The organism is Betaproteobacteria bacterium, from assembly GCA_016194905.1.
Lineage (GTDB): Bacteria > Pseudomonadota > Gammaproteobacteria > Burkholderiales > JACQAP01 > JACQAP01.
On sequence record JACQAP010000017.1, the window covers coordinates 12677 to 39561 of the forward strand.

Annotated in this window: 28 protein-coding genes and 2 pseudogenes; 19 read left to right on the forward strand and 11 right to left on the reverse strand. The window is 60.0% G+C overall.

Annotation, left to right across the window (positions count from 1 at the left end; genetic code table 11):
• Positions 1-32: 32 nt before the first annotated feature.
• Positions 33-101: pseudogene (locus tag HY067_10415) on the forward strand (SOS response-associated peptidase).
• 116 nt (positions 102-217) lie between these two features.
• Here the strand turns inward: HY067_10415 and HY067_10420 are convergent.
• From HY067_10420 to HY067_10430, 3 genes and pseudogenes are all read right to left on the reverse strand, one after another.
• Positions 218-1405 carry a DUF3443 domain-containing protein gene (locus HY067_10420; protein ID MBI3528371.1) on the reverse strand — a complete coding sequence of 396 codons (1188 nt, stop codon included), beginning with the start codon at positions 1403-1405 and terminating at the stop codon, positions 218-220.
• A gap of 16 nt (positions 1406-1421) precedes the next feature.
• Positions 1422-1835: pseudogene (locus HY067_10425) on the reverse strand (DUF2844 domain-containing protein).
• Positions 1836-2050: 215 nt separating this feature from the next.
• On the reverse strand, positions 2051-2656 hold the full coding sequence (locus HY067_10430; protein ID MBI3528372.1) for a hypothetical protein: 606 nt from the start codon (positions 2654-2656) through the stop codon (positions 2051-2053).
• 361 nt (positions 2657-3017) lie between these two features.
• Between HY067_10430 and HY067_10435 the strand changes: the two genes are divergently transcribed.
• Positions 3018-3821, forward strand: coding sequence for a class I SAM-dependent methyltransferase (locus HY067_10435; GenBank protein ID MBI3528373.1), 804 nt, complete (start codon positions 3018-3020; stop codon positions 3819-3821).
• A 28-nt stretch (positions 3822-3849) separates the two neighbouring features.
• Here the strand turns inward: HY067_10435 and HY067_10440 are convergent, their stop codons facing one another.
• Positions 3850-4398, reverse strand: coding sequence for a hypothetical protein (locus HY067_10440; protein ID MBI3528374.1), 549 nt, complete (start codon positions 4396-4398; stop codon positions 3850-3852).
• Between the two features lie 246 nt (positions 4399-4644).
• Here HY067_10440 and HY067_10445 point away from each other — a divergent pair, with 246 nt between their 5' ends.
• The 6 genes from HY067_10445 to HY067_10470 all read left to right on the forward strand — a co-directional run bounded on the left by HY067_10445 (position 4645) and on the right by HY067_10470 (position 9355).
• Positions 4645-4905 carry a hypothetical protein gene (locus HY067_10445; protein MBI3528375.1) on the forward strand — a complete coding sequence of 87 codons (261 nt, stop codon included), beginning with the start codon at positions 4645-4647 and terminating at the stop codon, positions 4903-4905.
• A gap of 472 nt (positions 4906-5377) precedes the next feature.
• Positions 5378-6235 carry a peptidoglycan-binding protein gene (locus tag HY067_10450; protein MBI3528376.1) on the forward strand — a complete coding sequence of 286 codons (858 nt, stop codon included), beginning with the start codon at positions 5378-5380 and terminating at the stop codon, positions 6233-6235.
• Complete coding sequence (locus tag HY067_10455) at positions 6232-6603, forward strand: hypothetical protein (protein ID MBI3528377.1); 372 nt, start codon at positions 6232-6234, stop codon at positions 6601-6603. Before HY067_10450 ends, HY067_10455 begins: the two co-directional genes overlap by 4 nt.
• A 13-nt stretch (positions 6604-6616) precedes the next feature.
• Positions 6617-7576, forward strand: coding sequence for a hypothetical protein (locus HY067_10460; protein MBI3528378.1), 960 nt, complete (start codon positions 6617-6619; stop codon positions 7574-7576).
• 83 nt (positions 7577-7659) lie between these two features.
• Complete coding sequence (locus HY067_10465) at positions 7660-7917, forward strand: hypothetical protein (protein ID MBI3528379.1); 258 nt, start codon at positions 7660-7662, stop codon at positions 7915-7917.
• 190 nt (positions 7918-8107) lie between these two features.
• Positions 8108-9355 (forward strand): choice-of-anchor D domain-containing protein, encoded by a 1248-nt coding sequence (locus HY067_10470; GenBank protein ID MBI3528380.1) that lies wholly within the window; start codon positions 8108-8110, stop codon positions 9353-9355.
• 72 nt (positions 9356-9427) lie between these two features.
• Here HY067_10470 and HY067_10475 read toward each other — a convergent pair whose 3' ends face one another.
• Positions 9428-9643, reverse strand: a complete 216-nt coding sequence (locus tag HY067_10475) for an EAL domain-containing protein (protein ID MBI3528381.1) — start codon at positions 9641-9643, stop codon at positions 9428-9430.
• Here HY067_10475 and HY067_10480 point away from each other — a divergent pair.
• The 9 genes from HY067_10480 (at position 9628) to HY067_10520 (ending at position 20082) form a co-directional block, all read left to right on the forward strand.
• A complete protein-coding gene (locus HY067_10480; GenBank protein MBI3528382.1) occupies positions 9628-9939 on the forward strand; it encodes an EAL domain-containing protein in 312 nt (103 codons plus the stop codon). The two genes, HY067_10475 and HY067_10480, sit on opposite strands and share 16 nt — an antisense overlap.
• Positions 9940-10134: 195 nt before the next feature.
• Positions 10135-10905: a hypothetical protein gene (locus HY067_10485; protein MBI3528383.1), complete on the forward strand. Its 771-nt coding sequence runs from the start codon at positions 10135-10137 to the stop codon at positions 10903-10905.
• A gap of 691 nt (positions 10906-11596) precedes the next feature.
• Positions 11597-12391, forward strand: coding sequence for a helix-turn-helix transcriptional regulator (locus tag HY067_10490; protein ID MBI3528384.1), 795 nt, complete (start codon positions 11597-11599; stop codon positions 12389-12391).
• Between the two features lie 662 nt (positions 12392-13053).
• Positions 13054-13629 carry a hypothetical protein gene (locus tag HY067_10495; protein MBI3528385.1) on the forward strand — a complete coding sequence of 192 codons (576 nt, stop codon included), beginning with the start codon at positions 13054-13056 and terminating at the stop codon, positions 13627-13629.
• Between the two features lie 46 nt (positions 13630-13675).
• Positions 13676-15376 (forward strand): hypothetical protein, encoded by a 1701-nt coding sequence (locus HY067_10500; protein ID MBI3528386.1) that lies wholly within the window; start codon positions 13676-13678, stop codon positions 15374-15376.
• A 741-nt stretch (positions 15377-16117) separates the two neighbouring features.
• On the forward strand, positions 16118-16360 hold the full coding sequence (locus HY067_10505) for a M15 family metallopeptidase (protein MBI3528387.1): 243 nt from the start codon (positions 16118-16120) through the stop codon (positions 16358-16360).
• A gap of 18 nt (positions 16361-16378) precedes the next feature.
• Positions 16379-17320 carry a hypothetical protein gene (locus tag HY067_10510; GenBank protein MBI3528388.1) on the forward strand — a complete coding sequence of 314 codons (942 nt, stop codon included), beginning with the start codon at positions 16379-16381 and terminating at the stop codon, positions 17318-17320.
• Positions 17321-17338: 18 nt separating this feature from the next.
• Entirely contained in the window at positions 17339-19276 is a 1938-nt protein-coding gene (locus HY067_10515) for a C1 family peptidase (GenBank protein MBI3528389.1), read from the forward strand.
• Between the two features lie 26 nt (positions 19277-19302).
• Positions 19303-20082, forward strand: coding sequence for a hypothetical protein (locus tag HY067_10520; GenBank protein ID MBI3528390.1), 780 nt, complete (start codon positions 19303-19305; stop codon positions 20080-20082).
• A 170-nt stretch (positions 20083-20252) separates the two neighbouring features.
• On the opposite strand, the gene HY067_10525 is transcribed toward HY067_10520, so the two are convergent.
• Both HY067_10525 and HY067_10530 read right to left on the reverse strand, forming a co-directional pair.
• Positions 20253-20390, reverse strand: a complete 138-nt coding sequence (locus HY067_10525; protein ID MBI3528391.1) for a hypothetical protein — start codon at positions 20388-20390, stop codon at positions 20253-20255.
• A 28-nt stretch (positions 20391-20418) separates the two neighbouring features.
• Positions 20419-20676 carry a hypothetical protein gene (locus HY067_10530; protein MBI3528392.1) on the reverse strand — a complete coding sequence of 86 codons (258 nt, stop codon included), beginning with the start codon at positions 20674-20676 and terminating at the stop codon, positions 20419-20421.
• Positions 20677-21313: 637 nt separating this feature from the next.
• On the opposite strand from HY067_10530, the gene HY067_10535 reads away from it, so the two are divergent.
• On the forward strand, positions 21314-22132 hold the full coding sequence (locus HY067_10535) for a hypothetical protein (GenBank protein ID MBI3528393.1): 819 nt from the start codon (positions 21314-21316) through the stop codon (positions 22130-22132).
• A 210-nt stretch (positions 22133-22342) separates the two neighbouring features.
• Here HY067_10535 and HY067_10540 read toward each other — a convergent pair whose 3' ends face one another.
• From HY067_10540 to HY067_10550, 3 genes are all read right to left on the reverse strand, one after another.
• Positions 22343-22669, reverse strand: coding sequence for a hypothetical protein (locus HY067_10540; GenBank protein MBI3528394.1), 327 nt, complete (start codon positions 22667-22669; stop codon positions 22343-22345).
• 19 nt (positions 22670-22688) lie between these two features.
• Positions 22689-23048 (reverse strand): hypothetical protein, encoded by a 360-nt coding sequence (locus HY067_10545; protein ID MBI3528395.1) that lies wholly within the window; start codon positions 23046-23048, stop codon positions 22689-22691.
• Between the two features lie 519 nt (positions 23049-23567).
• Positions 23568-24167: a DUF4124 domain-containing protein gene (locus HY067_10550; protein MBI3528396.1), complete on the reverse strand. Its 600-nt coding sequence runs from the start codon at positions 24165-24167 to the stop codon at positions 23568-23570.
• A 377-nt stretch (positions 24168-24544) separates the two neighbouring features.
• Here HY067_10550 and HY067_10555 point away from each other — a divergent pair, with 377 nt between their 5' ends.
• Complete coding sequence (locus tag HY067_10555) at positions 24545-26290, forward strand: adenylate/guanylate cyclase domain-containing protein (GenBank protein MBI3528397.1); 1746 nt, start codon at positions 24545-24547, stop codon at positions 26288-26290.
• Between the two features lie 105 nt (positions 26291-26395).
• On the opposite strand, the gene HY067_10560 is transcribed toward HY067_10555, so the two are convergent.
• Entirely contained in the window at positions 26396-26833 is a 438-nt protein-coding gene (locus tag HY067_10560; protein MBI3528398.1) for a CHRD domain-containing protein, read from the reverse strand.
• Positions 26834-26885 lie beyond the last annotated feature (52 nt).

Below are 26885 nucleotides of genomic sequence, written 5' to 3' on the forward strand. Positions count from 1 at the left end.
CAAGTCCTTTCGGTTCCAGCGACAATGCTGCCATGTGCGGCCGCTACGTCAGTCCCGAAGAAGCCGAGATCGAGCGCTTTTGGCACATCGGCCGGCACAACAACCCTCCCTTCGCCCGCCGCTTCAACGTGTCTTCCACTTCGATCATCCCGATCCTCCGCCTGGACCGCCCTACCGGCGAGATCGAACTCGTCAATGCGCGCCGGAGTTTGACAAACTAATAGGCGACGTACGGTCCGAAGCCGGCAGACGTGTTCTGTCCCTCGATGGCCGTAAACACATTGCGGCCGAATAAGAACGGCAGTCCCCAGTCGAAGCTGGTCGCGTCCGAATTCGTTCCGGCGAGATTGCCCATTGCGGCGAACGTCGGGTTGGCCGCGAACAGGGATTCGGCGTTCGCGACCCGGAACACAACCATGCTGGCCGTCCCGCCCGCGCCCTGGTTCGTGGCGGAAAGGCTCTGCGTGGAAGCGGGGCAGTAAAAACCGACAGCAGTGTTGCAGGTCGCAATATTGGGATCTGCGAAGAAGAGTGCGTTCGAACCGGAATCGATGAAGCTGTTGCTGTAGGTGACCGCGTTCCGAACCGTGGTGAATGTCGCGGTGTTCGGGTCGACCAAGATAACGCGTGCGTTGCCAAGCCCGTTGTTGCCTTGCGTGCCAATGCCAAAAATCATGGAGCCGCTCACGCTGACTGCTCCGGTAACGGGGACCGACGGCAGCGCAATGATGACGCCATTGTTGTCGCGGGAAAACATTCCGACCGGGTTCTGCACTTGCTGCGTCAGGCTTGCCTGCGCCGGCTGGCACCCCGTCGCAGGGCAGATGAAGTAGGTACCCGGGATCACGTTCAGAGCGCATGCGGGCCCGCAGTCCTGCTGGAACACGCCCACGCCCAGCAAACCATTGGCGCCGAGCGCCTGCACGGAGTTCAGGGCGGGACCGACGCTCGAGCAACTGGCGGGTACCACAGAAAAGGCGGGATCTCCCATCACCTGAATCGGCACCGAGCCGGCTTGCTCTCCCGACATTTTCACGTCCGCCACTTTCACCGAGCCCCAGGTGTAGCCGGATGCGAACTGGCCACATTCGACGACCGGGTTGCCACTGGCATCCGTCTGTTGCCGCAGCAACAGCGAGGGCGATAGCAGGGAAGACATGACCCGCAGGCCGGTTGATCCGGTATCGACCAGCACGTGGTCGATGGATTGACAGTTGAAGGGGTTGCCCGGCGCACAAATCGTGACGGTGGTAAACAGGAGGTTGACGTTGTTGGCTGGTCCGGGATCGACCGTGATGGCTTGCACGTTCGCGGCAGTGAATGACGCGCCGTCACCGCCGCCGCCACACCCGGTCGCCAACAGCAGGATTCCGAACGACGCTACTGCCGCGAAGTCGCGCACGATGACGCCCTTTCCCCTTTCATCGTATTTCCTCGACGGTAACGCCCTGCGGCAACAGTTGTGGAAGATAGGCTCTTCCGGAAAACGACCGCATATGCCCGTTCGATTGCACAACGAGGCCCGGTTCGCGAACCGCAAGATGCCGATGACCGGCATGTTTTCCGCGGGCGGCTTCGATATACCGATCGAAATAGCTACCCAAAGCTTGCCGTAGATCGGGCATTACGGGCCCTTGCCAGGCGACGGCAAACACGGTTCCCGCCGACGATACATATTCCCTGACCGTCGTTCCGGAAGGTGTCTGGATTTCATGCACGGTGTACTTCACGGCGGGTAACATTCGCAGGGTGGCTTGCATGGACACCCTGTCGACTTCGATCGAGGTCGAGTTCTAACCCAATGTTGCCGATGCGGGGAAAGGGATGGCGAGCATCAACAGCACGATGCCCGAGAGCAATACGATCGAAGCTGGTTTCTGCGTTCTTTCCGGGGTGGTGATTCCCGGCTCGAAACACTGTTTTGCCTGCACGAACTTCCCCCTCAGTGATGATCCGTGCGTTCGTGAATCGGCAGACTTGTCCCCGGTCGGACGGCACGCATCTTGGGACGGCACCGGCTGCCGGACAAGGAATGAAGCAGTGTGCTCCCTCACCTTACGGCGTAACCGCGTCCCTCGAGGCAGGCACTCAACGCACGCCCGTAAGCCGCGGGTCCTGTGTCCGGATTACGATGCGAGCGAAGGTCCGGATCATAGCCGGACTCGTTGATGGCCAATCTGTTGCAGGCATACCGATCGTTCGCCTGCTGTTGCGGGCTTTGGCCCTTGCTGGGATAGACAAACCATTGCCCCGCGGGCGCCTGGCTCGCGTCGGGATTCGGCGCGGAGATGGAATTCGCTGGAGGCAGGGCGCTGACCGGACCCAGTTCGATGACACCATTGTTGGGTGTTTGGGTTACGGCATTTGCCGGCTGGGCCTGGGTGACGGTGTAGGTCGGCTGGCTCTGCACATACACTGGCGGATTCTGCACATAGACCGTGGGGCCAGGGTAGTAATAGTAGTAGGGCCCCGGTTCCGCCCAAGTCTGTGAATAGTAGAAGGGGAGCGTCAGGGCAGCACCGACAGCGGCACCCCACCAGAAATAGCGCCCGCCACCTCCATGGTAGTAGTGGCCGTTCCAGCCGTCGTGGGCATTGGCATTCGTCGCCACCAGACTCAGTAACGCAAGGGCAATCAGGATCTTTCTCACGGCCATCCTCCTTCCTTCTGCGGCAGGGGCAACTTAAAGCTTAACGCAGGCGTGCCGGCTTCCGTGGACAAACTTCTTTGTTACATCGCGCTTCGCTACATAGCGGAGCCGGTAGGATCGAAGTAAGAGCCGGTTCTGGCCCGCTTAGTTGCATCTCCCTGGTCGTTGAGGTCCCGAGTCTTTCCGGTTCCGGCGACAATACCGCCGTGTATGGCCGCTGCGTCAGTCCCGAAGCAGCCGGGATCGAGCGCTTTTGGCACATCGGCCAACATAACAATAATCCCTTCGCCCGCCGCTTCAATGTCTTTTCCATCCGAGTAGTATGAAATTCCACTGATCCGCTACGCGCTCTGGAGGAGGAACCCACATGGCAGACCTGAAGGCAGTCAAAGCGCAGCAACTGAAAACCTGGGCAACCGGCGACTTTGCGATGATCGCCTGGAACACGGTGTATCCCGGCGAGCTACTGTGCGAAGCCGTGGGCTTGCGCGCCGGGGAGGAGGTCCTGGATGTTGCGACCGGCAGCGGCAATGCGGCCTTGTCCGCCGCGCGGCGGGGGTGCGACGCGGCGGGAATCGATTACGTACCGGCGCTGATCGAGAGAGCGCGTGAGCGCGCCGCAGTGGAGCGTCTGCCTGCCCGGTTCGAGGTCGGAGACTGCGAGGAGATTCCGTTTCCCGACGAATCGTTCGACGCGGTGCTGTCGGTGTACGGGTCGATGTTCGCGCCAAATCAGGACAAGGCCGCGCAGGAGTTGCTTCGCGTGTGTCGCCGGGACGGCCGGATCGGCATGGCCAACTGGACGCCCGCCGGATTCTGGGGACAGACCTTCGGCCTGGTGGCGAAATATCTCCCGCCCGCGGAAGGCCTGCGCCCGCCTTCCGAATGGGGCACGCAGCAGCGCCTCCGGGAACTGTTCGGCGTCGGGATTTCCGAGATGCACATCTTCGAGCGCAGCGCGTTGTTCCGCTATCGCGACAGCGGACACTGGATCGAGGTTTTCCGCACCTACTTCGGCCCGATCATCCGCACGCTCGAAGCCCTGGACGAAAAACGGCGGGGCGAATTCCTGACAGAACTCGACGACATGCTCAACCGCTTCAACCGGTCGGGAGACGATACGCTGGTGGTGTCAGCGGACTATCTCGAAGTCGTGATGACGAAACGGTAGGCGTTTGGTCGCCCCCTACCCGGCAGGCTCAGTGCACGGTGATTTCGTCGGACGTCCTCGGATCTTTCGTTCCGGGGATCAGCATTTCCTTGCAGCCCTGGTAGAACACGGCCGCCAACAACTCGTAGTCGGGCTGCTTGCGTCCCTCCCGAACCCAGGTGTCGGCCTGCGTCCAACCATGCAGAGCGACGGCTTCGTATTCATGACGCTCTTTCGCATTGAGCTCGTCCAGCACGTAGATCGCATCGGCCGGTATGGGGTCATCCCCCATGAACATCCTCTTGAGCGGTGTTTCGGAGATGTATTTGAACAGGGGAGGGGCTCCAAGGAAGCGCGCCTGGGCGCCCCAGGCGGCCCGCACGGCGGCCGTCTGGCAGTAGCGCATCGCTTCCAAAACCTGGGATTCGTCCATTACCGGCTCTGTATCGTTCGCGAAGGCGGCGCACGAGAGCAGAAAGAGGAATGCCGCTGAAAGCGATCTGGCGATGGTGACCTCCATTAGCCCGGTGGTCATCCGCAAGTTGTCCCGGCTCAGGAGTCGCGAGGTGGTCACCTGACCTGACGTGTCAATATTCATCACTGCCTCCTTGCAATTGGCGCAACCCTGCGCGATGCGCGGCAAGTCGCTGCCTGCCACAGGGACAGAATGAGAAAGCGCAGCCCACGGTTAGCCCACGGATTCGTAGACTCCCCCATACGAGGTAGGACGATGTCCTGCTGGAGGCATAGGATTTATCTCGGACGGGGATGTGGTTCATGGAACTTGTAACGATTAGACTTTGCTCGCGGTGCCGAGTTCTGAACGGGAAGGAATGAGGCTGCCATGTGTGGCCGCTACGTCAGGCCCGAGGAAGCCGGGATCGAGCGCTTTTGGGACATCGGCCGGCATAACAAGCATCCCTTCGCCCGCCGCTTCAACGTCTCTCCCACTTCGATCATCCCGATCCCGTGCCTGGACCGTTCCACCGGGGAAATCATCAAGGCAAAGCAGCCGCACTTCCGTTTTCGCCTTCAACCTTTCCTGTTCCAGCTTGATCCCACCTCCCGCTTATTATTTAGCGGACAAGGTCCATTGTGTAAGTAATCCGTAACCCACTCCGTGCCAGTCTGACGTCTCAGATCGGGCGCTTCATACTGCGAAATCAAAAATATTCAGCGACGGCAACCGAGGTATGGCGCTTCGCATGTTGCTATGCCACATGCATCTGGCGTGCGCAAGAAATGGACTTGTATCCCTCTCCAAAACAACGGAATGCGTCGCATCTTTGTAGTAAAAGGGAAAACCTATGTCACGTGCATTAATCGCTCCAAATCTATCATTTGTCAGATTTGATTTTTGCAGAATGTCATCTATATGCTAGTGATATGACTTCGGAATGTGCCCAAAAAGAAGGCCGGTGCTGACGCGATCCTTCCGTTCCCGATTTCAATGGCCGCGATACCGCAAACGCAGACGATCGCCTCGCTGACTGTCGGTGTGCAATGCACACCTTCCGCGACTCGATCTGAAAAAGCCACAGCAATCACTTTGACCACCACAAGCCTCGAGAGACGACATGGCAACCCGCAAAAATAAAGCCGCATCCAAAGGTCAGAGGACGCTCCTGCAAGTTGGCATGCCAGACATGGCTGCCCACAAAGCGGAGATCAAGGCGTTGCAGAACGCTTTGCTCGACAAGGGATTCAATCCCGGCGCGGCCGACGGCGTTTTTGGCCTGGGCACCCAGTCGGCCGTGATGGCTTTCCAGCGCAGCGAAGGATTGCTTGCAGACGGTGTCGCCGGACCGCGCACGCTGGCCGAGCTGAACCAAACCGCCGCGCCGCCGTTGGCCAGCGTCATTGACCTGATGACCCCCGCGGCGGTATCGCAAATGTTTCCGCATACACCGTTGGCGAATATCAAGCGCAATCTGCCGTTCGTTCTGACGGCGCTCAGCGACGCGACGCTGCATGACCGGCTGATAGTATTGGCAGCGCTGTCCACCATTCGTGCGGAAACCGAGAGTTTCGAGCCGGTGGCGGAAGGCCAGTCGCGCTACAACACTTCGCCGGATCCCGCCGGCCATGCGTTCGATCTCTATGACTCCCGCAAGGATCTCGGCAACAAAGGTCCGCCCGACGGTGAGCGATTCCGCGGCCGCGGCTACGTGCAACTGACCGGGCGCGCCAACTATACGAACTACAGCAAGGTCATCGGGCTGAAAGGACAATTGATCGCCCATCCCGAGTTGGCCTCGGACCCGGCGATCGCCGGCAAACTGCTTGCCGCGTTCCTGAAAGACAAGGAGCGGCCGCTCAAGGAGGCGCTGCTCGACTGGGACTTCGCCGGCGCGCGGCGTCTCGTCAACGGCGGCAGCCACGGCCTGGACCGATTCGTGGAGGCTTACAAGACCGGCATCAAGTTGACCGCGTGAGCAACATGTCCCGGCTCGGTTGCCTTGTCATCGCGTGCGCCATCAGCGCGACGCTCGGATCAGGTGGCTGCGCGGTGGTGCGGATCCAGACGGCAGACAAAGACGATGTCGAGGTGAAACGGGGCTTCGGCATCGTGTCGGTGAAAATCAAGCCCGGTGCGGGCGCGACGGTGGTCGAATCGACCAGTATCGGCGCAATCAACGGATTCGAAGGATTTGCGCTGGGGTATCACGATTCGACGGTGGCCGCGTTCGCGAGCGATGGCTGCCAACTCATCGTGTGGATCAAGACGAACGAGCAATTGAAGGAGCTCGACGAATTGCTAAGCGACCGGACCGGCGTCTGTGTCGTCCGCCCGACCCAATGACAAGGAGGAAACCATGAACAGGATGTTTTGGTTTGCCGCGCTGTGTGCAATGGCGATGCTGGTGCCCGGCTGCGCCACCAATGGCGACGTGCCGCTCATATTCGTGCAGTCGAACACCGCCGGGATCGACATCGGCACCTCCGCCTCCAGCCAGGGCGCCGACTTCGTGCTGGGCTACAAGGGCAGTGATTTTGCGATCGTCCCCGTGACCGTGGTGCAGGGCGACGGGAGTACCGAAAAAATAGAGGCGAGCATGGAGAAGAATGGCGAGAAGCATTCGGATGCGCTTTCTGTTTTCGGGCAGTTCTCCATCAATAGCAACAACAACGCCAAATCGCCCAAAAGCGGACTGGGGAGATTTTTTGCCACCGGTCAGGCCGCAAAAAAGCTTTCAGACGGTTACGCGTACAAGCTCGGGAAGGGAATGGCGATGCCGGAGACGCCTAGTCTCGATTGCTTCGGAGCGAAAGCAAAGCGGCCCGCCCCTGGTGCAACGGCGGCGGCGGGAGGCGCAGGGGCGTCCCCGACTCCGACGCCCCCTCCCACCCCCGCAGCCGCACCCACCACCGCATCCGCTACTTCCGGCGTCGGCCAGAACAAGACCAAGACCGTCAAGGCCCGGTCGCTTGTCTTTGCCGAGCACGTGAATTTCGGCCTTGTCCTGACCGGATCCGCAACCGAAGGCGCCGGCGGTTTCTCCCTGGGTTACAAGGACCAGGATGTTGCGGTTGTCCCCGCGATCTCGCGCCAGCAGGACGGCAACGCAATCCGGTTGCTCGGCGAAACTCCAGGCGAATTCGATGCCTTCGATGCATTGTCGGTCCTGGGCCAATTCGGCTCGGACGTCAAGAGCAAGTCCGGCGAGGTCGACGTCGACATGGGGAAATTCTTTGTGACCGGACTGGCCGCCAAGTCGCTCGCTGACGGCTTCGCGGCCAAGTTGTGCCGGGAATACACTGCGCCGGCGCAATGAGGCTGCTGCCGGCCACGATGAACCGGGCTCTCTGGAACGCCGCCGGGGCCGCCGTGCCGAATCTGAATTGATGTTCTGCGACCATGGCTAAAACACCTAGCCTCGGGCCACGCCGCACACCTGGCGCGCGCAGGACACCGGGTATCGCGGATGCGCCAGTCACTGGCGATACCACAGTCACGGGCGATATGCCGACTACGGGCGATACGCCAAACACGGACGATACGCCTACCACAGACAGGACGCCTCCGTCCCGGCCGACACCGCAGTCTCCCGATACGCCCGACACGCCGCGCACGCCGCAGACTTCCGACACACCGACAACCTCTGATACGCCGTGAACGGGATCGCCCGAATCAGGAAAGAACGAAGCATGCTCCTATTCGCGATCAACATTGCACGTGATGCACTATCCAGGACGGATTCCCATTGCGCGGCATGCGTCGCGCCGGCGAACCGCCGGGTGCGCACGACATTGCCCATTTCGCCCGGAACGAAACTGACCTTCTTACAAATTTGCGGAGACTGACAATGGCCGACAACCTTCAAGACAGTTCGCTCAAGAATCGATTCGTCGCTGCCATGAACAACGCCAAGGAAATTCTGGACGCGATCACCGGATTTGCGTCGGATCGCATCGGCAGCCTCGTCGGAATCGGCATAGTCGCGCTCGTCGTCTGGATTTCCTGGAAATATCTCTCGGCCCATCTCCAGGACGGGGCAATAGAGTCCTGGGAAATTATTCTATTTGTTGTCATCGCCAGTTCGATATTTGGCATCGTGGTGTGGTTTCTCGTCGTTTTTTCAGGGAGGGAAGTATCTAACGCTCAGCTCAGTCGAGTCATCGTATTTTGTTACGTATTTACGTGGCTATCCATCCTGAGTTCAATCCTTCCATTTATCGTATTCCCGCTTTCCAATCAATTGCCGCGCCTGATGATGCAAAGCCCGATCGGCATCGTGAAGGGTTGTGTCGAGTCGCTGGATAACGGAAAGAACGCACTACCCCTGGAGTTGCAGTGCGGGAAAAACACCGATCAGTGGATAGTCAATGTGGGCGGTCGCGTAGAGCCGCAATCTGATGCGAATCGCGAGCAAGAAGACATCAAGTCGTGGGTTCCTGCGCGCATCCAGGGCGGACTGGCTGTACCGCTGTATTTTGTCGTGCTTGCGCTCGTCGGATCCGCTGTCAGCATGACGCGCAGGGTACCCGAATATCAGGAACGGACCGGGCCTGATACGTCACAGCCGATCACCAACGGAAAGGCGCGGGAATACCTGGTGCTTCAGATCTTGCAGGTCGTATCGGCGCCGCTTATCGCGATCACTGCCTACTATCTGGTCGACCCAACGTCGCGCGCGACCACGGTCGCCCTGGGTTTCGTCTCGGGCTTTGCCTCGGAAACGGTTCTGCTCTACATCCGGGCACTGACCACCAAGCTACAGCCGGACAAGCCTCGTGTGACCGGGACACCAGGCGTTGAACTATCCGCCACAAGCCTGAATTTTGGCCGACAAGCGGTTGGCACCCGCAGCTCTGCGCAGACGGTAACAATAGTCAACAGGACCGGTAACCCGATCAACGTCAGCAAGATCGAAACCACGGGAGATTTCGCGCAGAACATCACGTCCCCGTTGACCATCGCGGCGGGGGCGACTTGCGCAATCGACGTGACGTTTGTCCCGTCGGGCAAAGGCGCTTGTACGGGAATACTGTCGATTGTCGACGACGCGCCCGGCAGTCCCCGCAGTGTCTCGTTGAGCGGTAAGGGGGCGTGAAAGTTATCGCCGATACCACAAACACAGGTCCGCTGTTCGTGAGCAGGACCGCCCAGGGTGGCGCTGGCTGATTTATGGGTTCTCGGCTCGACGGGCCAACGGAATCAACTCAGCAAATGACAGGGGCTGGGAGACCACGGCGCCCTGGATGACGTCGCAGCCCAAAAGCCTGAGCGCATCGCGGGTTTCAGCTTTGTCGACACCATCCGCAACCACTCGCATGTCGAGCGTATGTCCGATGTCTATCATCGACCGCACTATGGCCTGGTTCGATTCACCGAGAAGCATGTCTGTCACAAACGACGGGCTTAATTCCGCACCGCTGCTGTTTTACGCTCGCCGGGTTCGATGGCAGCGAGCGATGCTTTGATCTGCTGAAAGTCATAGTGCCGGACTTTGTAAAAATCAACGTCGTAAGCGTCCCCCTGGACCAGGTTGTCGAAATCAATAGCCGGTGTCATTCAATGGGCAGCAAGACAATCGCGGAATACGTGGAGAGTGCTGCGGCGCTCGAACATCTGCGACGAATCCAGGTAGACTTTGTGCAGGGGTTTGGTGTCTCGCCAGTGGAACTCCTTGTCTGAGATAGCAACCATCGCTTCGTCCTTGCACCCGAATCCGCACCGGAACTGAGGCAATGACGGGCAAATCGAACCGGGCACAAGACGGGTCCCAAGTCCTGACGATCAACGGCGGCGCCCGCTTCCACGTTCGGGGCTTCGAGTCTCTCATTTCTCCCTGCAGCCTGTTGCGATGGTCCGCCGGTAGGCGCATGATTTATGGATGTTCTCCCGGTCGCCATGAAGAAGACCCTCTATCAGATTCTCGGCGTCGATTCCAAGGCTTCCGTGCAGGACATCGAGGCGGCGTATTCCAGGCGCCTTGAGGAGCTGAAGGTGGCCACGATTCAGGACCCCAACAAGTTGGTGGTCCTGCAACAGTCGAAGGCCGTTCTTTCCGATCCCATCCAGCGCGCTGCGTACGACGGGTCCCTGTCCGGTCGCGACGCGCCTGCGCCGCCCGCAGCGAAGGATGAGCCGGAATCTTCGTTTCTCCAGCAATGGGGGAAGTGGATCGCTGCCGGCGTAATGTTGATCGGCGTGGGTGTATGGTGGGCAAAGCACAGCGCAACACCTCCACCGCAGAACCTGCCGGCGAAGCAAATCGCATCCCGGCCCGTCGAGCCCGCTCCCTTACCCGTCCAGCCTGCCAGCGAGCCCGCTGCATCGGCCGCACCGAACAACGTCGCTCCTCCCGCCGCATCCATACCGCCACCGGCCGACTTGCCTGCGAATCCGCTTCTGGGCGAGTGGTCCTGTAGCGATGCCATTTCCGGACGAAACAGCAAATACAATTTTCAGCAGGATGGCGCCCTCAGCATCGCATCGAGTGACGGACAGATAACCGACCTCAAGTACGAATTGTCCGGAAAGGATCTGAAGCTCACCGATCCCAAACAGGTCAGTACGCTTGCGATCGAGGAACTGGTCGCCGGGAAGATGATTTTGTATGCCGGTGCCGGGGGACAGCGCGTGGTGTGCAAGCGGTAGTTGAGCAGACGGAAGTTGGTTGGCCTCGGTCTGGTCTGCAGCGAGCGTGAAGCGCGAGCCGCTTCATCCGCCCGGCGGCAACTCCTGCAAAACCTTCCGATCGTCCTCCTCGAGGTCGATCCGCAGCGCTCCCAGTGACCGCACCACGCCGCAGTAGAACGAGATCACCAGCAGCAGATCGACGACTCGTCCGGCTGGATTCTATTCGAGTCATACCCCCACCGGTACTTGGTACTTCGAACCGTAACTCATCTGTAAGCGGCGCTGTGCGAAGCTCGCAGCAGTGAATATACGGGATTGAGTACATAAGAGAATATCGTTATTCAAAAATATTCTTTGGCCGTATTTGCAGGTAGTCCCTGCGTGGATGTGGCTGCGAGGGCATAAACACCGTTCGAAAATTTCCAGACAATCCCGCAATAAGACAGGTAACTGGACACAATGTCTTCGCATCAACACGAACTTTCTTGTTGCGGTGCGTTCTGCTCGAAATCTGCCGTTTTGTCATATTTGCTTTCCCGGAAGATTCGTTCTATACGTGCGCCCATGACCATGGAATAAGAAGAAATCTTAGTTTGCGAACGGGTTGTTTTCAATGCGGGGCGAGACGGCGCCGCAGGCTCCGTGGTTATGGGTGACGATCGAAGCAGCGCGTCACCGGTGTCGGTAGCTCAAGGGGAGGGGATACCAGGTGAGACTTGACCTTCGCGAAGAGCCTTCCGGTTCCACCGGAAGGCTTGGGTCTTTGCGTCCGGATGGTCAGAGTACTCCAGGTGCGAGAGCGCGCGTGTCGGGTACGTCGAACACGCTTGCCGATCCCTATCGCAACGACGGGGTCCGGCGCACCGCCTCGAATAATCGACCGAACCAGCGGAGCCAGAGTCGCGTTTCGGGATATTCCGTCGAACTCCTGCTGGCGATGCTTGATCTCGTTCCCGTCGGAATCATTGTCGTTGACGAAGAGCATCGCGTCGAACTTGCCAATCGATGTTCGGAATCGGTATTGCAGCGCGGGGAAGTTCTGCTGGTCCACGGAGATGGGCGCATCCGTGCGGCAGATCCTGTCGTGCGTCCGACATTTGCCGCGTTCCTCCGTGTCCTGTTTCAGCCCAATCGGGATTCGCCTGCGGAAGGGATATCGAAATTCCTGTTCGCACGCCGCGGATTGCCTCCCATGTCGGTCACGGCGACTCGATGTCCGAGTTTCACAGTGCTAGGTGCCGTTGCAGGCCGGCGCGCCTTACTGTGCCTGCGTAATCTCGTCGCCGATGGGGGACCTCCCGTCGACAACCTCCGGGCGCTCTATGGACTCACCCCAGCCGAAGCGCAACTCGCTTGCGCCCTGGCAATGGGAAAGACCATCGCTGAATGCTCGGCCGACCGCGGCGTGAGCGTCAACACGACAAAAACCCATCTTAACGCTCTGCTTGGCAAGACAGGCCTGCATCGGCAAGTGGACCTTGTGCGCCTGTTGGCGGCAATGTAGCCGGGCGGCCTGGCTCCGTACACCCGGCTTGATCGGGGGTTTCCGATTAGTGGGACGCTGCGCACAATTCTTTGACCCGAATTCCCACGAATGAGACCTGGCCCGACGCATGTGGGCGCGTACCTTAGTTTGGGACGCCTCCGTTGTTGGCGCGTCTGTGTATGGCGCTCTCACCCAAACGAATGATGTGGACGGAGGGTGAAATCACTAGGGTTTTGAATGAGTGGACCCTGTCTGTGAGAAATTCGGCCAAGAGTTGCTTCACAGTAGCTTCCCGACTTCGATCGTACGCGGACTGAAGCGTCCGCGATTTGGCGCAGAAAACATAGAGGATGCCTTGGGATTGGTGGCATAGATGTGAGTCGCTCCGCGGGCGCAGGATTAGCTCCGGAATTTGTATGCCATAACATTTCCATTGGCTCTAAAGGCAGCATTCCATTGGAGGCAGACATCACGATGAAAAAGTCCTACTACTCCGTGCTTCAACCCGTGCGCATTCAGGCACGCAAAGGCAATGCGAAAGCGATTCTTAAAATATTGACACATTAACTTGTCAGACCGGAACGTGAATCTGAGTGAATGACTATTGTTTGTTAAAGGAGCATTTTTTAGCTAGGTATCGTCATTCCCCATCAATTGCTTTGAACTTGGAGGCGACAATCATGTGTGCAGTATTTCGGGTAGTTGTCTTTAATTTAGTCCTGCTTCTTTGCACCCCAGTGTTCGCGGCTGGTGACACGAGTCGCACGTTCGAGGGCATGAATTTTGGGGTTGGATTCTCGGTCACGCACGCTACAGGATCGGTGGAAAGGGTGAAGACAGCCGAGCTCGATTCAAGCAGAATTGTGCGAGTAACGAAAGACACAAATGACCTTGCCCGTGTCATGCTGGAACTGCATTACTTCTTTTATCCGGAGCTTGGGGGAACGCATAGTTTCCTCGGTGGTCCGGAGGCGACAAAATGGGGTCACGGACCTTTCATGGCCATTCAACCCGGCAGCGACAATATCATCGATGCAATCGGATTCGGATGGATGGTCGGTTTTCGAAGGAGTGGAAGCACCAACTCGAGTTTCAATGTTGGTTTAGGCATGGTGATCGACCCATCGGTGCAGGTACTCGGTGACGGAATTACGAAGAACCAGCCCCTGCCGGCTGGAGAAACAACAATCCGATACAAGGAGACAAGTCAGCGCGGCGTGCTTTTGTTGTTCTCTTATACCTTCGATTCGTTTTAGGGATATTGCGTGTACCCGAATTTGACTTGATCGAAGAGGGATTGCCATGACGCTCCTATTCACGGCAGCGATGGAACGTATTGTCCGTGACGGGCATCTCCGGTGTTTTGTCTTGATGGTTTTCTGTGGATACTGTTCATCGGGCATGGCCTTCGATTCCGATGAACACCAGCGAATCGGGGACGCAGCAATATTCCTTGCCGTGATATCCATGAATCAAGACAGGCTGGCCGGAGACAATGCGAAAACCGTCTGTCCAATGATGGCAGAAATGTATCGTACGGAAGTGCCCGTTTGCCGCAACGTGGTGATACCCGATACAGCACTGGCGAAATCTTCGGCGCCGCAACTGGGCCTGTACGGAATGATAGCGTCTTGTGTCGATCAGGTCGAAGCGCCTTCCAGATTCTTTGCGTTGTTTCTTCCCAAAGGCAATAGGGGAGCAGATGAGGTTCTCGATTACTGGAAGGCCGTTGACCGCATCTGCCTGGTCAACGAGATCGCTGCGGCCATTGCGGCGAGATTCAATGCTTCCCACTTTCAAGGCGCGGCCATTTCCAGCTTCAGATTGCATCACGTCTCTGCCCTGTACGCCGCGTCGCAGGGCGAAATTTTCCAAGGTCTTGTGCGCAATGCGGCGGCCGATCACTACTTGATGGATTTTCATGCGGGCGGGCACGTCGTGACGGATCGCAATGCACTGGTGGATTCGATGGCGCTGGGTACGCACGACAAGGCGAACAGGATAGGGGTCCCGTTCTTTTTCGCTCCGCCGGAATCCGTAAAACTTGTTATTCGCACGATCTGTCACGACGTGAGTATCGGGCCTGCTCTCCTGAACCGAGTGGTCGGCAAGAAGGAGGTGGATGGTGTCTTCAAGACTGCTTCTGAACTGAATGCCGCCTGCGATACGTTGAGCCGCGCCATCGACAATCATGAATCACAGCGATTTCGAGGGGACGGATATTTGTTCTCGAAGAAATCATTGGCCCAGAGGCTGTACCTGCTTGCCGTGCAGACCGCGTCGATTTCTGAAGTGCTGGCGCAGGTCAAGGGCGATGATGGAGCAGAGGCGCCCACTATCTCCGCAAGCATCTTCGAGGATGCCGAATGGACTCCAGCCTGCAACGTCAAGGATGGTGCCTGCGACGCGTCACTGGGTGTCGGATTCTACGATCTGGTTGGCGACGAAGGGGTAGTGAAGTACGATGATGACGGTGGTTGGCAATTGCCGCAGCCTCTCGGCGGCCCATACTCCATCTTGGTAGGCGGCAGCCTCGGTTTCTCGACCCTCGCCGCGAAGAGCCGCTTCGGCAAGCGGGCGGCAAGTCTTGATGTCTGGATTCCCATTAACGGTCCGGAGAACTGGTGGATCATCTTGGGGCCGACGTACGCGTACGAAGTCGAGGGACAAATCGATTATGAGGGCTATGGATGGGAAGCCAGGCTGGCGAAGGGCTGGCCACAACTCCCCGGAACGATCTTCAGCGTGTACTACCGTTACGTCCGGTACTCACTCGAAACCGATGTCGGCCACCTATCGACAGACAGCTATGGTGTACGGGTGGACCATGGCATGTCGGATCTGGTTGGATTGTTTGTGGCGTATCAGCACGACAACGCGAATTTGAGCGAGTTCGGCCGTGTTTTCGAGGGGAATCGATTGTCCCTGGGCCTTACGTTCAAGATTCCTGCAACGCGCTTACCCGGTGGCTTGAGCCAGATCTTCAAGCGCTTTGGATTTTAAGCCCACTATATCAGGCTCACCCGGAATCGGGTGGCATTGGGTAGATCGGCTCCGGGATGGGTAGTCCCGCACCTTCAGTCGCTACTCAACATTTTCCGGGAGCTTTGCATGAAAGGTTATTGCTTCGCAAGAGGGAGGTCGAGCTGAGCTAGCCCCGATTTGGTGGACAGCGATTTAGGATACACCCGCACGATGCTCGAACTCGATAGGGGACAGATAGTCGAGTGTCTGATACAGGCGTTGGCGGCCTCCCATTCGTCACGGCGATGCGCCGCTCGGGCCCCGAGCTATGTGGAGTCCGCTCGATCTCGCCACCGATCGAAAACTGACCTTCTACAACCTACTTTAGCTGATTGCGACCAAAGCGCAGATTGCTTGCGTCCTGACGATGGGGAAAACCGTCGCCGACTGCTCGGCTGACCACAGCGTGAGCGTCAACACGATCAAGACGCGGCCCTATTCCTTGCTCGGAAAAACTGGACTGCATCGACAAGTGGACTGTGCACGGCTTATTGGTGGGATGCAAACGAACCACTTCCTATACGCATAGTTTGTCACCTGAACGGGTGATGCGGCGCGATCTACGAAAACGTACTGTTGGTGTTGAGGCACAAATTGGCCAGCTGGCGAGCAGAGCGTTCGCCGGGCAGCATCCCCGGTCGCCGCAGGTGTTCCTGGCGCAGACCGACCACAGACCAAGCGGTGGACTACGCGAGGGGCTGTACCGCACCCGGAAAAGTGATGACCAATGCGCAGCCGGGGCAGAGCCTGCACAACTATTATCCGGCGCTCGCGTTCGACGTCGCGTTCAAGGTCGGCGCCACGCTGCACTGGGAAGTGGAGCTGTTCCGCGATTTCGCGGCGGCGGCCAAGGGCTTTGGCCTGGCGTGGGGCGGGGACTGGAAGAGCTTCAACGACAACCCGCATTTCGAACCGCCCGATTTCACCTGGCGCAGGGCGTGGAGCCGACGTTTCCGAATTTGAGCTGAGAGAGCGCAGATCATGGCCGACGCGGTACCGGACTTGCTGAAGCAGGCGAAAAGCTACTACGAGAGCATCCTCGCCGATTTCGAGTCGGCCCCGGCGCCGGATCCTGAGGACAAAGTCGCGGTCAAGGCGGCCGAAGACGCCAAGGCGATCACCGCGCGCTACCCGAACATCGGCTGGAAGGACATTTACGTGCTGGAGCTCGCGGTGGTGCGCCTGCAGCCGATCGAGAAGCTGCGGCGCCGCGCCTGGATCCTGCGTGCCAAGTTCAAAAGCACCGTGGGCGCAGAGGTCTACGCCGCCTACGAGGCATCCAAGCCGCCGGACCCGGCAATCGCGTCGCCGGCGGATTTGCGCGCCGATTTGGAGAAGATTCTGGAGGAATTCCACTGGCTGTACACCTCGGGACGGGCGCGCGACGAGCGGCTGAAGGACCTGAAGCTGTGGCTCACGCTGCTGATGTTCGTGCCGTTCGCCTTTCTGCTGCTAACGACATTTCAGTTCGAGAAAATCTCGACCCTCGGGATCATCGTGTTCACGGGCATGGCGGGCTCGTTGATGAGCATCGTGCGCCGCCTGCAAGATGTGGTCGCGAAGCCGCTGTCGACCTCCGACCCGGTGCTGGTGCAGTCGGGGCTGGATACCGGCTTCGTCGGTATCGTGCTGGCGCTGCTGAGCGGCGCGGTGTTCGCCACGCTGCTCTACATGCTGTTCATTGCCGGGATGTCGGATATCGCGGGCAAGCTGGTGCCGGAAATCGCAGTTGACGGCGATATCACAAAGTGCGGTACCACTTTCAGTACGTTTGTCACTTGCACCGGGCCAAAAAGCGGCATCGACTTCGCTAAACTGGTTGTGTGGTCGTTCCTCGCCGGCTTCGCCGAGCGGCTGGTGCCTGACGTGCTGGACCGCATTACGCAGAACGCGCAGAAGGCCGCCGACACCGCGAAGAAATAACCCGCAAGGAACACCGCCATGGCAACCCGCACGAGCAGCACGACCCGGGGCCGCAAGTACAACGTCCGCGCCGACACCCTCGACTTCCGCGATCTGATGTACGAGGCGACACTAGTTGAGGTGCCGACCCGGATCCCGCTTGCGAATTATCGCAAGGCCCGCGTGCCCGTCCTGAATCAGGGGCAGGAAGGCGCCTGCACCGGTTTTGGCCTCGCCACCGTCGCGCACTACCTGTTACGCATGCGGCACGTCACGCCCGACCCGGAGCCGATCAGCCCGCGCATGTTCTACCAGATGGCCAAGCGCTACGACGAGTGGAGCGGCGAGGACTACGACGGCTCGAGCGCGCGCGGCGCGATGAAAGGCTGGCACAAGCACGGCGTATGCGGCGAGAAGCTTTGGCCGTACGATCCGACGAACCCCGGCGGCGCACTTAGCGAGCGGCGTGCCCGGGACGCGGCCGGGAGGCCGCTTGGCGCCTACTACCGTGTGCGCCACCAGGACATCGTGGCGATGCACGCGGCGCTCGCCGAGGTGGGTGTGCTGTACGCGACGGCCTCGGTGCACGCGGGCTGGAACGCGGTGGGCGGGGACGGCGTGATCCCGTGGAAGGACGAGGTGCTAGGCGGGCACGCCTTCGCCATCGTCGCCTACGACGAGCGCGGTTTCTGGATCCAGAACTCCTGGGCCGCCAATTGGGGCCTGGGCGGCTTCGGGCTGCTGTCCTATGATGACTGGCTGAAGAACGGCACCGACGTCTGGGTGGCGCGGCTCGGCGCACCGATCAAGGTGGAAACCGGCGTCGGCACGAAGACGGCTTATGCCGGCGCCATGCGCTCGCGCTCGTACTCGCTGCCGGACCTGCGGCCGCACATCATCAGCATCGGCAACGACGGTCAGCTGCGCTCCTCAGGCCAGTTCGGCACCACGGCGCACGACATCGAGGAAATCATCCAGAGCGATTTCCAGCGCATCACCGCCAACTGGAGGAAAAAGCGCCTGCTGCTCTACGCGCACGGCGGGCTGGTGGACGAGGACGCCGCGATCCAGCGCGTTGCCGACTACCGTGAGCCGATGCTGGAAGCCGAGGTCTATCCGCTGGCCTTCATCTGGAAGACCGACTACTGGACCACGCTCAAGAACATGCTAGCGGACGCGTTGAGCCGGCGGCGGCCGGAAGGATTCCTCGATTCGGCCAAGGACTTCATGCTCGACCGGCTGGACGATGCGCTCGAGCCGATCGCACGCCTGCTCACCGGCAAGGCGGAGTGGGACGAGATGAAAGAGAACGGCCAGATGGCCACGACCAGCGCCACCGGCGGCGCGCGCCTCGCGCTCGAGTGCATCGACAAGCTGCCGAACGTCGAGATCCACGTCGTCGGCCACAGCGCCGGCAGCATCTTCCATGCACCGTTGGTGGAAAGGCTCACCAAGGACCTCGGCCGCAAAATCGAGTCGTGCACGCTGTGGGCGCCGGCCTGCACCATGGCGCTGTTCGAGCAGTTCTACCTGCCGGCGATCCAGGGGAACAAGATCGGGCGCTTCGCCCTGTTCGCGCTGACCGACGCGGCGGAGCAGGACGACAACTGCGCCAACGTCTACCACAAGTCTCTGCTCTACCTGGTGTCCAACGCGTTCGAGAATCCGCCGCGCATTCCGCTGTTCCGCGACGGCGTGCCGCTACTCGGCATGGAGAAATTCATCAGCAAGCACGCGAAGCTCGGTAGCTTGATCAGGGCCAAGCGCATCGACTGGATCAAATCGCCGAATGTGGAAGACGTGGGTTCGCCCGATGCCTCCGGCTCCAGCCATCACGGCGACTTCGACGACGATCCGGCCACCGTGAAAGCGACCCTCGCGCGCGTTCTCGATCGCAAGACCGGCGGCGCGGCGGAATTCTCATTCCGGCGCACCGCCGCCGGATTGCGCCAGCACCGGGGCTATCTCAACCGCTAGAGCGACCTTCGACAAGGAGACCGACCATGGCCACCGACACCGGATTGCACCTTTGCATTGATCGCGTGATTCCCTACGAGATGAAACCCGACGCCGCGGCGCTGGCAATCGAGGCCAACGCCAGGAACAAGCCGAAAATCCCGGCGCTGCTGGGCGGGGTGTCGCTGCATCCAGCCAAGATGGCGCTGTTCACGGGCAAGCTCTGGCCCAAGGGCAAGGTGCTGCGCGTGCGCTTCATGGACGGCAGCCCGACGCAGCGGCAGCGAGTAGTCGGCCACGCCAAGTCCTGGAGCACGTACGCCAAGATCGGCTTCGACTTCAGCGGCACGGGCGGCGCGGAAATCCGCGTCTCGTTCAACGCCGATCGCGATTCGTGGTCGGCGATCGGCACCGACTGCCTGCACGCCGACTACTTCAAGCCGAACGAGCCGACCATGAACTTCGGCTGGCTGAAGGACGACACCGACGATGAGGAGTACCGCCGCGTAGTGGTTCACGAGTTCGGCCACGCGCTCGGCTGCATCCACGAGCACCAGAACCCGAAGGGTGGGATCCGGTGGAACGAGGCCCGCGTCTACCAAGTGTTCAGCGGGCCGCCGAACAACTGGTCGCAGGAGGACATCTACCACAATATCATCGAGAAATACTCGCTCGACCAACTGAATGCCACCAAGTTCGACCGCAAATCGATCATGCTCTACCACTTTCCACCCGATCTGATCGTCGGCGGCCGCGCCACGCCCAACAACACCAGGCTGTCGGCCGGGGACAGGAGCTACATCGGCAAGATCTACGGCAAGCCGTGACCGCGCCCCGCAGATCCGCTGCGCGCTGGAACGCGGGCATGGCGGAATCGCGGTAAGCGGGCTACCTACGTGGCGAGTGCCTTCATGGCCTTTTCGAGGCCGCCGATGGTGGTCGGGTACATGCGGTTATTCATCAGTTCTTTCATGATCTGGGTCGACTGCCGGTAGGGCTAGACTTCCTCGGGCTCGTGGTTGAGCCAGACGCATTGGGAGTAGACCTCGGCGACGCGCTTCACCCACACCGCGCCCGCTTCCTCGTTGAAGTACTCGACCGAGCCGCCCGGCTGCAGGATTTCGTAGGGACTCATAGTGGCGTCGCCGACGAAGATCACCTTACTAGTCGTGCCCGTACTTGTGCAGCAGCTCCCACATGCGGGTGCGCTCGGAATGGCGGCGGTGGTTGTCTTTCCACACGAAGTCGTAGAGGCAATTGTGGAAGTAGTAGAACTCGAGGTGCTTGAATTCGGTCTTCGAGGCGGAGAACAGCTCCTCGGCTAGCTTGATGTGGTCATCCATCGTACCGCCGATGTCCATCAGCATCAGCACCTTGATCGCGTTGCGGCGCTCGGGCCGCATGGCCGAAGTCGCGCGCAATCTTGATATGGTGCGAATACTCGTAAGGCGACCTGGTCGAGTAGCCGACCTGGAGGATGATCTCGGATCGAGCTTGCTGTGATAACGGATGTACTGATCCAAATCGTCGCCAGTACGGGTGTCGGCAAACTTTCTAGCGCTCGCGTGTCCTGTGCGACCTTCTGCATCCTGTCCATTGCGCGGATGGGTCGGCTGAAGCGTTCGGAAGCCTGATGTCGACGCTGCGGACCGCTCATAGCGGAGCATATTCTGTCGATAACTGTCAGTAGCTTCGCCGTCGAGGGCAGCCGAAGACCCCGGTTCGACTGGCAATCGCCGCACGAAGGAAGCGCTGACCAGCCTCCCGGCAGCGTAAAACGGCTTCCTGGCTTCCCGGCCGTGAATGCAGTCGCCCGGTTACAACCGCCTTTGGAGCACTTGCCGCCGCCCCTCTCACAGGGTGGAGCGCGTCTTGCTATCGGTTATGTCAGGCAAATGAAGTTGTGGTTTGGTTTGGCTTGATGCGAGCGACGAAAGCAGGAAGCTGGACGCAGAAGTCCTCCGAAGGGGAGCTTTTTCCCCGCCCCCGGGGGTCTTCGAACCCAGGACCGTGTCCGACTATTTGTGTGCACCGAATTTTCCTGAACAGGCTTACCAAATGAACAATACCCCGTTCGACCGTATAGCCAGCGACTGCATGGCCAAGAAAATCGATTTTCCGGAGCAACTGGCCAAGCAGTACGTGCGCATCCTCCAGAAAATAAACGAACTCTGGGGATCGCCCGCAACGATCAGGTATCTGGACGAGCTGATCATGCCCAGCCGCATCGACCGGCAGGGTTTTCCGCCCGACGTTGCCGAGGAGCTGGTTTCGCTCAAGCAACTTCATGAATACATCTATCCCGCCAGAAATACCAACGTGTGGGATCCCTACTACTACGTCAACCGGGAACGCTTCAAGAGCCTGGGAGAGCCGCCGGCAGGTGCCGAAACCCCGGCGAGTGGCGAAATTCCGGCGACAGGCAGACCCGCCGGCAAGCCTCGTCCATCCGTCTACAAGTCATGGTTCGCGAGCAATGGCAGCCGGCATTTCCGGAATTCCCCGATCGGCAGCCTGTACCCGTCGAAAGGCTTCACTGAGCGCACGACCAACCCGAGCGCGGACCCTTCATCGAACGCCGCTGTCGAGGAAATTCTGGTGGACGCCGAAGATCTGCTCGGCATTCGCCGCATCCGCAGCGCGATCGCCCTGTACGAGCAAGCGATTGCCCGCTATCCACGCTATTCCGCCTACCCGCACCTGCGATTGCTGGAACTTTACTACGACCTGGAGAGCCGGGAGGAATTCGAGCGCGTCGCCAGACAATTCTCGGAACACTTCTCGGTCGGGCCGATCCGCTGGGTTCTGATCAAGGTGGAATTCTGGGCGCAACTCGACAGGATCGCGGCGGCACTGCTGCAAAAAACGATGGCCTGATTCCGGAAAAGACGGAAGGCGGATTAGCGTGGTGGCAAAGACGCGATCACCGTCAATCAAATGGAATTCGGCGCCGGGACACCCGCAGCCCGATTACCGTTCCCGCCTGAAAGTTTATACCGATTCGCGGAGATGTTCCGGATCGAGGCAGCCCAAAAAAAAGATCCGCGCGCGGATCTTTTTTCAACCGGCGACTTCCGCCAACGATCATTACATTGGCCGCCCCGCCGCCTGAATCTTGCTTTTCAGTGCCAGAACCATGTCGTCGACGGCGAGCAGAAAATCTTCGTGGCCCTTCCCCGTCTGTTCCAGCATCCACTCATGCGGGATGGTGGCTTCAATCGACAGGACCTGGAAGCGGTTGTAGGCAATCCGCAACTGGTGGGTGCTGCGGGTTTCGAAGATGGGCAGTCCCGCATCGATCTCGACGATGTAGCGCAGCGGATCGAGTTGCCGGCGCTGGATTACGGTCTTGATGCTTGCATGCGCTTGCGACAACGCCGTCTGATATCCGACCGAATCGTAGGCGGCTGTCATGGACGGCGCGTCGCTTCGTTCAGGCGCGCCGGACCAGGCGCCCGGCGGGGATGATCGGATCGCGTCGGATCGGCTCGGGAGGCAGTTCCTTCATTCTCTCGAGCGCCTTGGCGAACAGTTCGCGTACTTCGCCGCCGATGGTGGCTGCGATGGAACGGCGATCGTTTCCCTTCTTGCTGTCGCAGAAGGTTTTTACGAGCAAATAAGATTCCATCACTTCGCGGTCATTGCCGGTGGAAAGCGCGCCGATCTCCGCGGGAAACACGGTCCGGCCGCTGCCGGGCTCCATCAGGGTGGTGAGGGTGCTGGTCAGCGTGCTACGCACTTCGGTGCGAGTCCTGAATTGCTTGAAATGCACGGCCCATTTTTCATCGCCCATTGTCTACCTCGACAGAGATTGAAAAAAACTGCGACCGGGCAGATCCAGTGCGATCTGCCCGGAAAAATCGATTGGCCGGCCTACCGGTTTCTGCTGCGTGGCATCGGGCCTTTGTGCGGCCCACCGGGAACAAGAACGCCTTGCTTGTAGTAGGTTCCTTGCGCAAACGCCGCTTTGTGTTCCGGCTTAGCGGACTTCTCCGATGAATCAGTTTGCGAAGCGGCGTCCTTGTGCACTGGCCCTGCAGGCCAATCAAACATTCTCTTGGGCGGGTGGGGTGAAAGGGGTTTTTCTTTCCGGCCGGTACTCATGCTGATCTCCGTGATGCCCTGGCAGGGCAGTTTGTCGCGCCGGGGGCCGGACGCAACACGCGGCACGACCAGTATGGACCTCATTCGCGGGATCGGACGGCTATATTTTCGGCAGGGGGCGGGCAGGGGTGAGGAGCGAGGGTTAAGGGATCAAGGGGCTTGAAGACTTGACTCGTTTCACCCCTCATCCCTAATGAAATGACCAACATTACAACGGTACGGTGCGTTTGCCGGCAGTCGTGCCGCGCAGCGGGCGACGCGGTTCGTTCCCGACCGCGCGGACTTCACGGCGGTTGCCGGGACCTTTCATGTGGTCATGCCCGTGGTCGACGTCGCCTATCCTGGAGAGCGGAAAGTGACGATGTTGGGGGAACGCAAAACAGTGCTTGCCGCACCTGGACGGGATGCCGACGAGGGAATAGGCGGGATAGACCACTTCGTCAGACGAGGCTTGCGCAGCCTCCGCGCTGTGCAACTCGGCTTCGTACCGGGCCTCGTCGAGCCAGCGATCTTCGAGCTCGCGCTTGTGCCGCTCCGCGGTGTAGGCGGCCAACTGCGCCTTTTCAGCGCGAACGCGCTCGTAGGCTTCGTTGAGGTCGCGTTCGCGGCGGCGCTCGCAATCCTCGGTGGCGCAGGATAGCGGGAACGACGTGACGCCGACGGCGCGCATGCCGGCGGGACAGGCGGAATCGGTGTACAGCGCGTTCCCGTTCGCGTCGTTGCAGCGAAGGATGTCGGCGTTCGCGGTCGCGTTTGACAGCAGGCCGGCTGCAGCGAGCAGGAAAAGTGCAATGAGTCGCGCGCGCATGTCGGCGTTCTCCTCGTATGGGTATGGGCCCGGACGGCGTGCCGCCCTTCCATCGTAAGACCGCGGACGGCGACAACCGGTTCAGATCATCCCGCAACGAGGTTCCCCTCGCAACGTGCAATGCCGCGTTCCTGTGCCCTGGTGACACTTCGTTACCAAACGGGAGAAGGTGTGGGTCCGCAACGTGCAATGCCGCGTTCCTGTGCCCTGGTGACACTTCGTTACCAAACGGGAGAAGGTGTGGGTCCGCAACGTGCCGTGGCGTTGGCGACCAGGATGCGCTGATTGACCCACTATCGACGCCAGCGTACATTCGGCACGGATTGTCTCCCTCCCGGGCGGGCTCGGCGAATCCCAAACGCATTTCAAGGGCATTCATGCAGCGAAGACTCGCCGCGATCGTAAGTGCGGATGTGCAAGGCTACAGCCGCCTGATGGGCGACGACGAGGCGGCGACCGTTCGCACGCTGACGGCCTACCGCGACCTCATGGTTTCGCTGATACGCGAACACGGCGGACGGGTGGTGGATTCTCCCGGCGACAACCTGCTCGCCGAATTCCCCAGCGTGGTGGATGCCCTGCATTCTGCCGCCGCCATCCAGAAGGCACTGGCCGTTCGCAATGAGCTGTTGCCCCCGGGACGCCGGATGGAATTTCGCATCGGCATCAACCTGGGCGACGTCATTGCCGAGGGCGAGCGCATTTACGGCGACGGGGTCAACATCGCCGCGCGCGTGCAGGATCTCGCGGAAGCCGGCGGGATCTGCATTTCGGGCACGACCTACGACCAGGTCGAAAACAAGGTTGCCCTTCACTACGAGTTCATCGGCGAGCATGCCGCCAAGAACATCGCCAAGCCCGTGCGCGCCTATCGCGTAGGGCTCTCGCCTGCGACGGAAACAGCCGTGAAATCAGGACAAGGCCTCACGCCGCCCGGCATTCCTTCCATCGCAGTGCTGCCGTTCGACAACATGAGTGCCGATCCCGATCAGGAATATTTCAGCGACGGGATCGTCGAAGATCTGATCACCGACCTGTCCAAGCTTTCTGGCCTGTTCGTCATCGCGCGCAATTCCACCTTTTCCTACAAGGGCAAGGCGGTCAGGGTGCAGCAGGTCGGCCGCGAATTGGGTGTGCGCTATGTACTCGAGGGAAGCGTGCGCAAAGTGGGCGACCACGTTCGCATTACCGGACAGCTGATCGATGCATCGAGCGGCCGTCACCTGTGGGCGGACCGTTACGACCGCCGACTGGATGACGTATTCGCAGTGCAGGATGAAATCACCCGCCGCATCGTCGATGCGCTCGCGATAACGCTTACCCGCGGCGAGCAGCAGCAGCGCGAACGCCGGCGCACCGATCTTCCCGAAGCCTACGATTGCTTGCTGCGCGGCATCGACTACCTGCAGCGCACGACGAGCGAGTCGAACATCGCGGCACGGCGCATGCTCGAAAAGGCCGTCGACCTGGATCCGAAATTTGCCGAGGCCTATGCCCTGCTTTCCCATACCTACCACCGGGATTGGACCATGGGTTGGTCCCAGGAACGGCAAACGCTGGAACGTGCGTTCGAGTTTGCCGAGCGCGCCATCGCCCTGGACGATCTGCTGCCGGCCGCCTACCGGGCCCTGGCCACTGCGCTGCTTTGGCAGAGGGCGCATGACAAGGCGATCATCGTAGCGCAACGCGCAGTGGATCTTGCGCCGAGCGATGCTCATTCCCACTTCATACTTGGAGAGGTGCTGAGCTGGTCGCATCCCGAGAAGGCCATCGTGCCGGTGCAGAAGGCGATGCGCCTGAATCCCCACTATCCGCCGAGCTATTCGTACACCTTGGGCCACGTCCACTTCCTGATGCGCCGCTACGACGACGCCCTGGCGGAACTCAACCGGGTCGTGAGCCGCAATCCGGACTGGTTGCCTGCGCACGGTTTTCTGGCTGCCACTTACGCGGAACTGGGGCGTTTCGAACAGGCGCAGCAGGCGATGCGGGAAGCGGAGCGCATCAGCCCGGCGGTCCTGGCGAAGCCCTTCATCGAACGCTTACCTTACGAGGATCCAACCGTACTGGCGCGCGTCTTTGATGCGTTCCGCGCGGCGGGCTTGGCGCCGCCATCGCAGTAAGGAATCAAGTTTGTTTTACCTGTCTCGTAGCGTCAGGCTGGCGATGAGGGAACAGACGATCCGTTTTCTGCCTGCCCGACGCCCCTCATTCCTGCTTGATGGAGATCAGGGCTTCAACTGACCGCGGATTTCACCGGCCTTGTTCGCATCGCTGTGAACATTGACGTAGAGGTCGCCGGCTTTGTAGCTCTTGTACTGCGCATCGGTGAGCTTGGCGCCGGCCGGTACGGCCCATTCGTTGTCGGATTTCTTTTCCAGGGGGATCGCGACCCCGCCGTTCTTGCCCGGCGCCGCTTCGTGAATGTGTGCCATCGTGCCTTTGACACCCGTCGTGGTTACGCTGCCGCTGACGGTCTTGTCGTCATTGACCGTGATCGTGCCGGTCCCTGCCGCCGAGGTCTGGACCGGCGGCACTTCCTGAGCGCCGCTCAGCGTAACTTTCGACGCGCCGGCTATCGCCAGCCCGGTGCTTGCAGCAAGAACACCCGCAATCAGGGTAAAGCCGGCACATGCGATGCGTGTCTTTCGAAAAATTGGTTTCATGTGATTTCCTCCATGGGTTGATCGAACGTCGGATGGTGACGACGGTTCAGCC

Bases quoted from the DNA above. Each gene is read 5' to 3' on its own strand.
- HY067_10555 (MBI3528397.1), top strand. From the start codon at position 24,545: ATGCAGCGAAGACTCGCCGCGATCGTAAGTGCGGATGTGCAAGGCTAC.
- HY067_10545 (MBI3528395.1), bottom strand. From the start codon at position 23,048: ATGGGCGATGAAAAATGGGCCGTGCATTTCAAGCAATTCAGGACTCGC.
- HY067_10540 (MBI3528394.1), bottom strand. From the start codon at position 22,669: ATGACAGCCGCCTACGATTCGGTCGGATATCAGACGGCGTTGTCGCAA.
- HY067_10450 (MBI3528376.1), top strand. From the start codon at position 5,378: ATGGCAACCCGCAAAAATAAAGCCGCATCCAAAGGTCAGAGGACGCTC.
- HY067_10535 (MBI3528393.1), top strand. From the start codon at position 21,314: ATGAACAATACCCCGTTCGACCGTATAGCCAGCGACTGCATGGCCAAG.
- HY067_10510 (MBI3528388.1), top strand. From the start codon at position 16,379: ATGGCCGACGCGGTACCGGACTTGCTGAAGCAGGCGAAAAGCTACTAC.
- HY067_10505 (MBI3528387.1), top strand. From the start codon at position 16,118: ATGACCAATGCGCAGCCGGGGCAGAGCCTGCACAACTATTATCCGGCG.
- HY067_10440 (MBI3528374.1), bottom strand. From the start codon at position 4,398: ATGAATATTGACACGTCAGGTCAGGTGACCACCTCGCGACTCCTGAGC.
- HY067_10550 (MBI3528396.1), bottom strand. From the start codon at position 24,167: ATGCGCGCGCGACTCATTGCACTTTTCCTGCTCGCTGCAGCCGGCCTG.
- HY067_10465 (MBI3528379.1), top strand. From the start codon at position 7,660: ATGGCTAAAACACCTAGCCTCGGGCCACGCCGCACACCTGGCGCGCGC.
- HY067_10470 (MBI3528380.1), top strand. From the start codon at position 8,108: ATGGCCGACAACCTTCAAGACAGTTCGCTCAAGAATCGATTCGTCGCT.
- HY067_10525 (MBI3528391.1), bottom strand. From the start codon at position 20,390: ATGAGTCCCTACGAAATCCTGCAGCCGGGCGGCTCGGTCGAGTACTTC.
- HY067_10520 (MBI3528390.1), top strand. From the start codon at position 19,303: ATGGCCACCGACACCGGATTGCACCTTTGCATTGATCGCGTGATTCCC.
- HY067_10475 (MBI3528381.1), bottom strand. From the start codon at position 9,643: ATGCTTCTCGGTGAATCGAACCAGGCCATAGTGCGGTCGATGATAGAC.
- HY067_10445 (MBI3528375.1), top strand. From the start codon at position 4,645: ATGTGTGGCCGCTACGTCAGGCCCGAGGAAGCCGGGATCGAGCGCTTT.
- HY067_10560 (MBI3528398.1), bottom strand. From the start codon at position 26,833: ATGAAACCAATTTTTCGAAAGACACGCATCGCATGTGCCGGCTTTACC.
- HY067_10435 (MBI3528373.1), top strand. From the start codon at position 3,018: ATGGCAGACCTGAAGGCAGTCAAAGCGCAGCAACTGAAAACCTGGGCA.
- HY067_10500 (MBI3528386.1), top strand. From the start codon at position 13,676: ATGACGCTCCTATTCACGGCAGCGATGGAACGTATTGTCCGTGACGGG.
- HY067_10495 (MBI3528385.1), top strand. From the start codon at position 13,054: ATGTGTGCAGTATTTCGGGTAGTTGTCTTTAATTTAGTCCTGCTTCTT.
- HY067_10460 (MBI3528378.1), top strand. From the start codon at position 6,617: ATGAACAGGATGTTTTGGTTTGCCGCGCTGTGTGCAATGGCGATGCTG.
- HY067_10485 (MBI3528383.1), top strand. From the start codon at position 10,135: ATGGATGTTCTCCCGGTCGCCATGAAGAAGACCCTCTATCAGATTCTC.
- HY067_10515 (MBI3528389.1), top strand. From the start codon at position 17,339: ATGGCAACCCGCACGAGCAGCACGACCCGGGGCCGCAAGTACAACGTC.
- HY067_10430 (MBI3528372.1), bottom strand. From the start codon at position 2,656: ATGGCCGTGAGAAAGATCCTGATTGCCCTTGCGTTACTGAGTCTGGTG.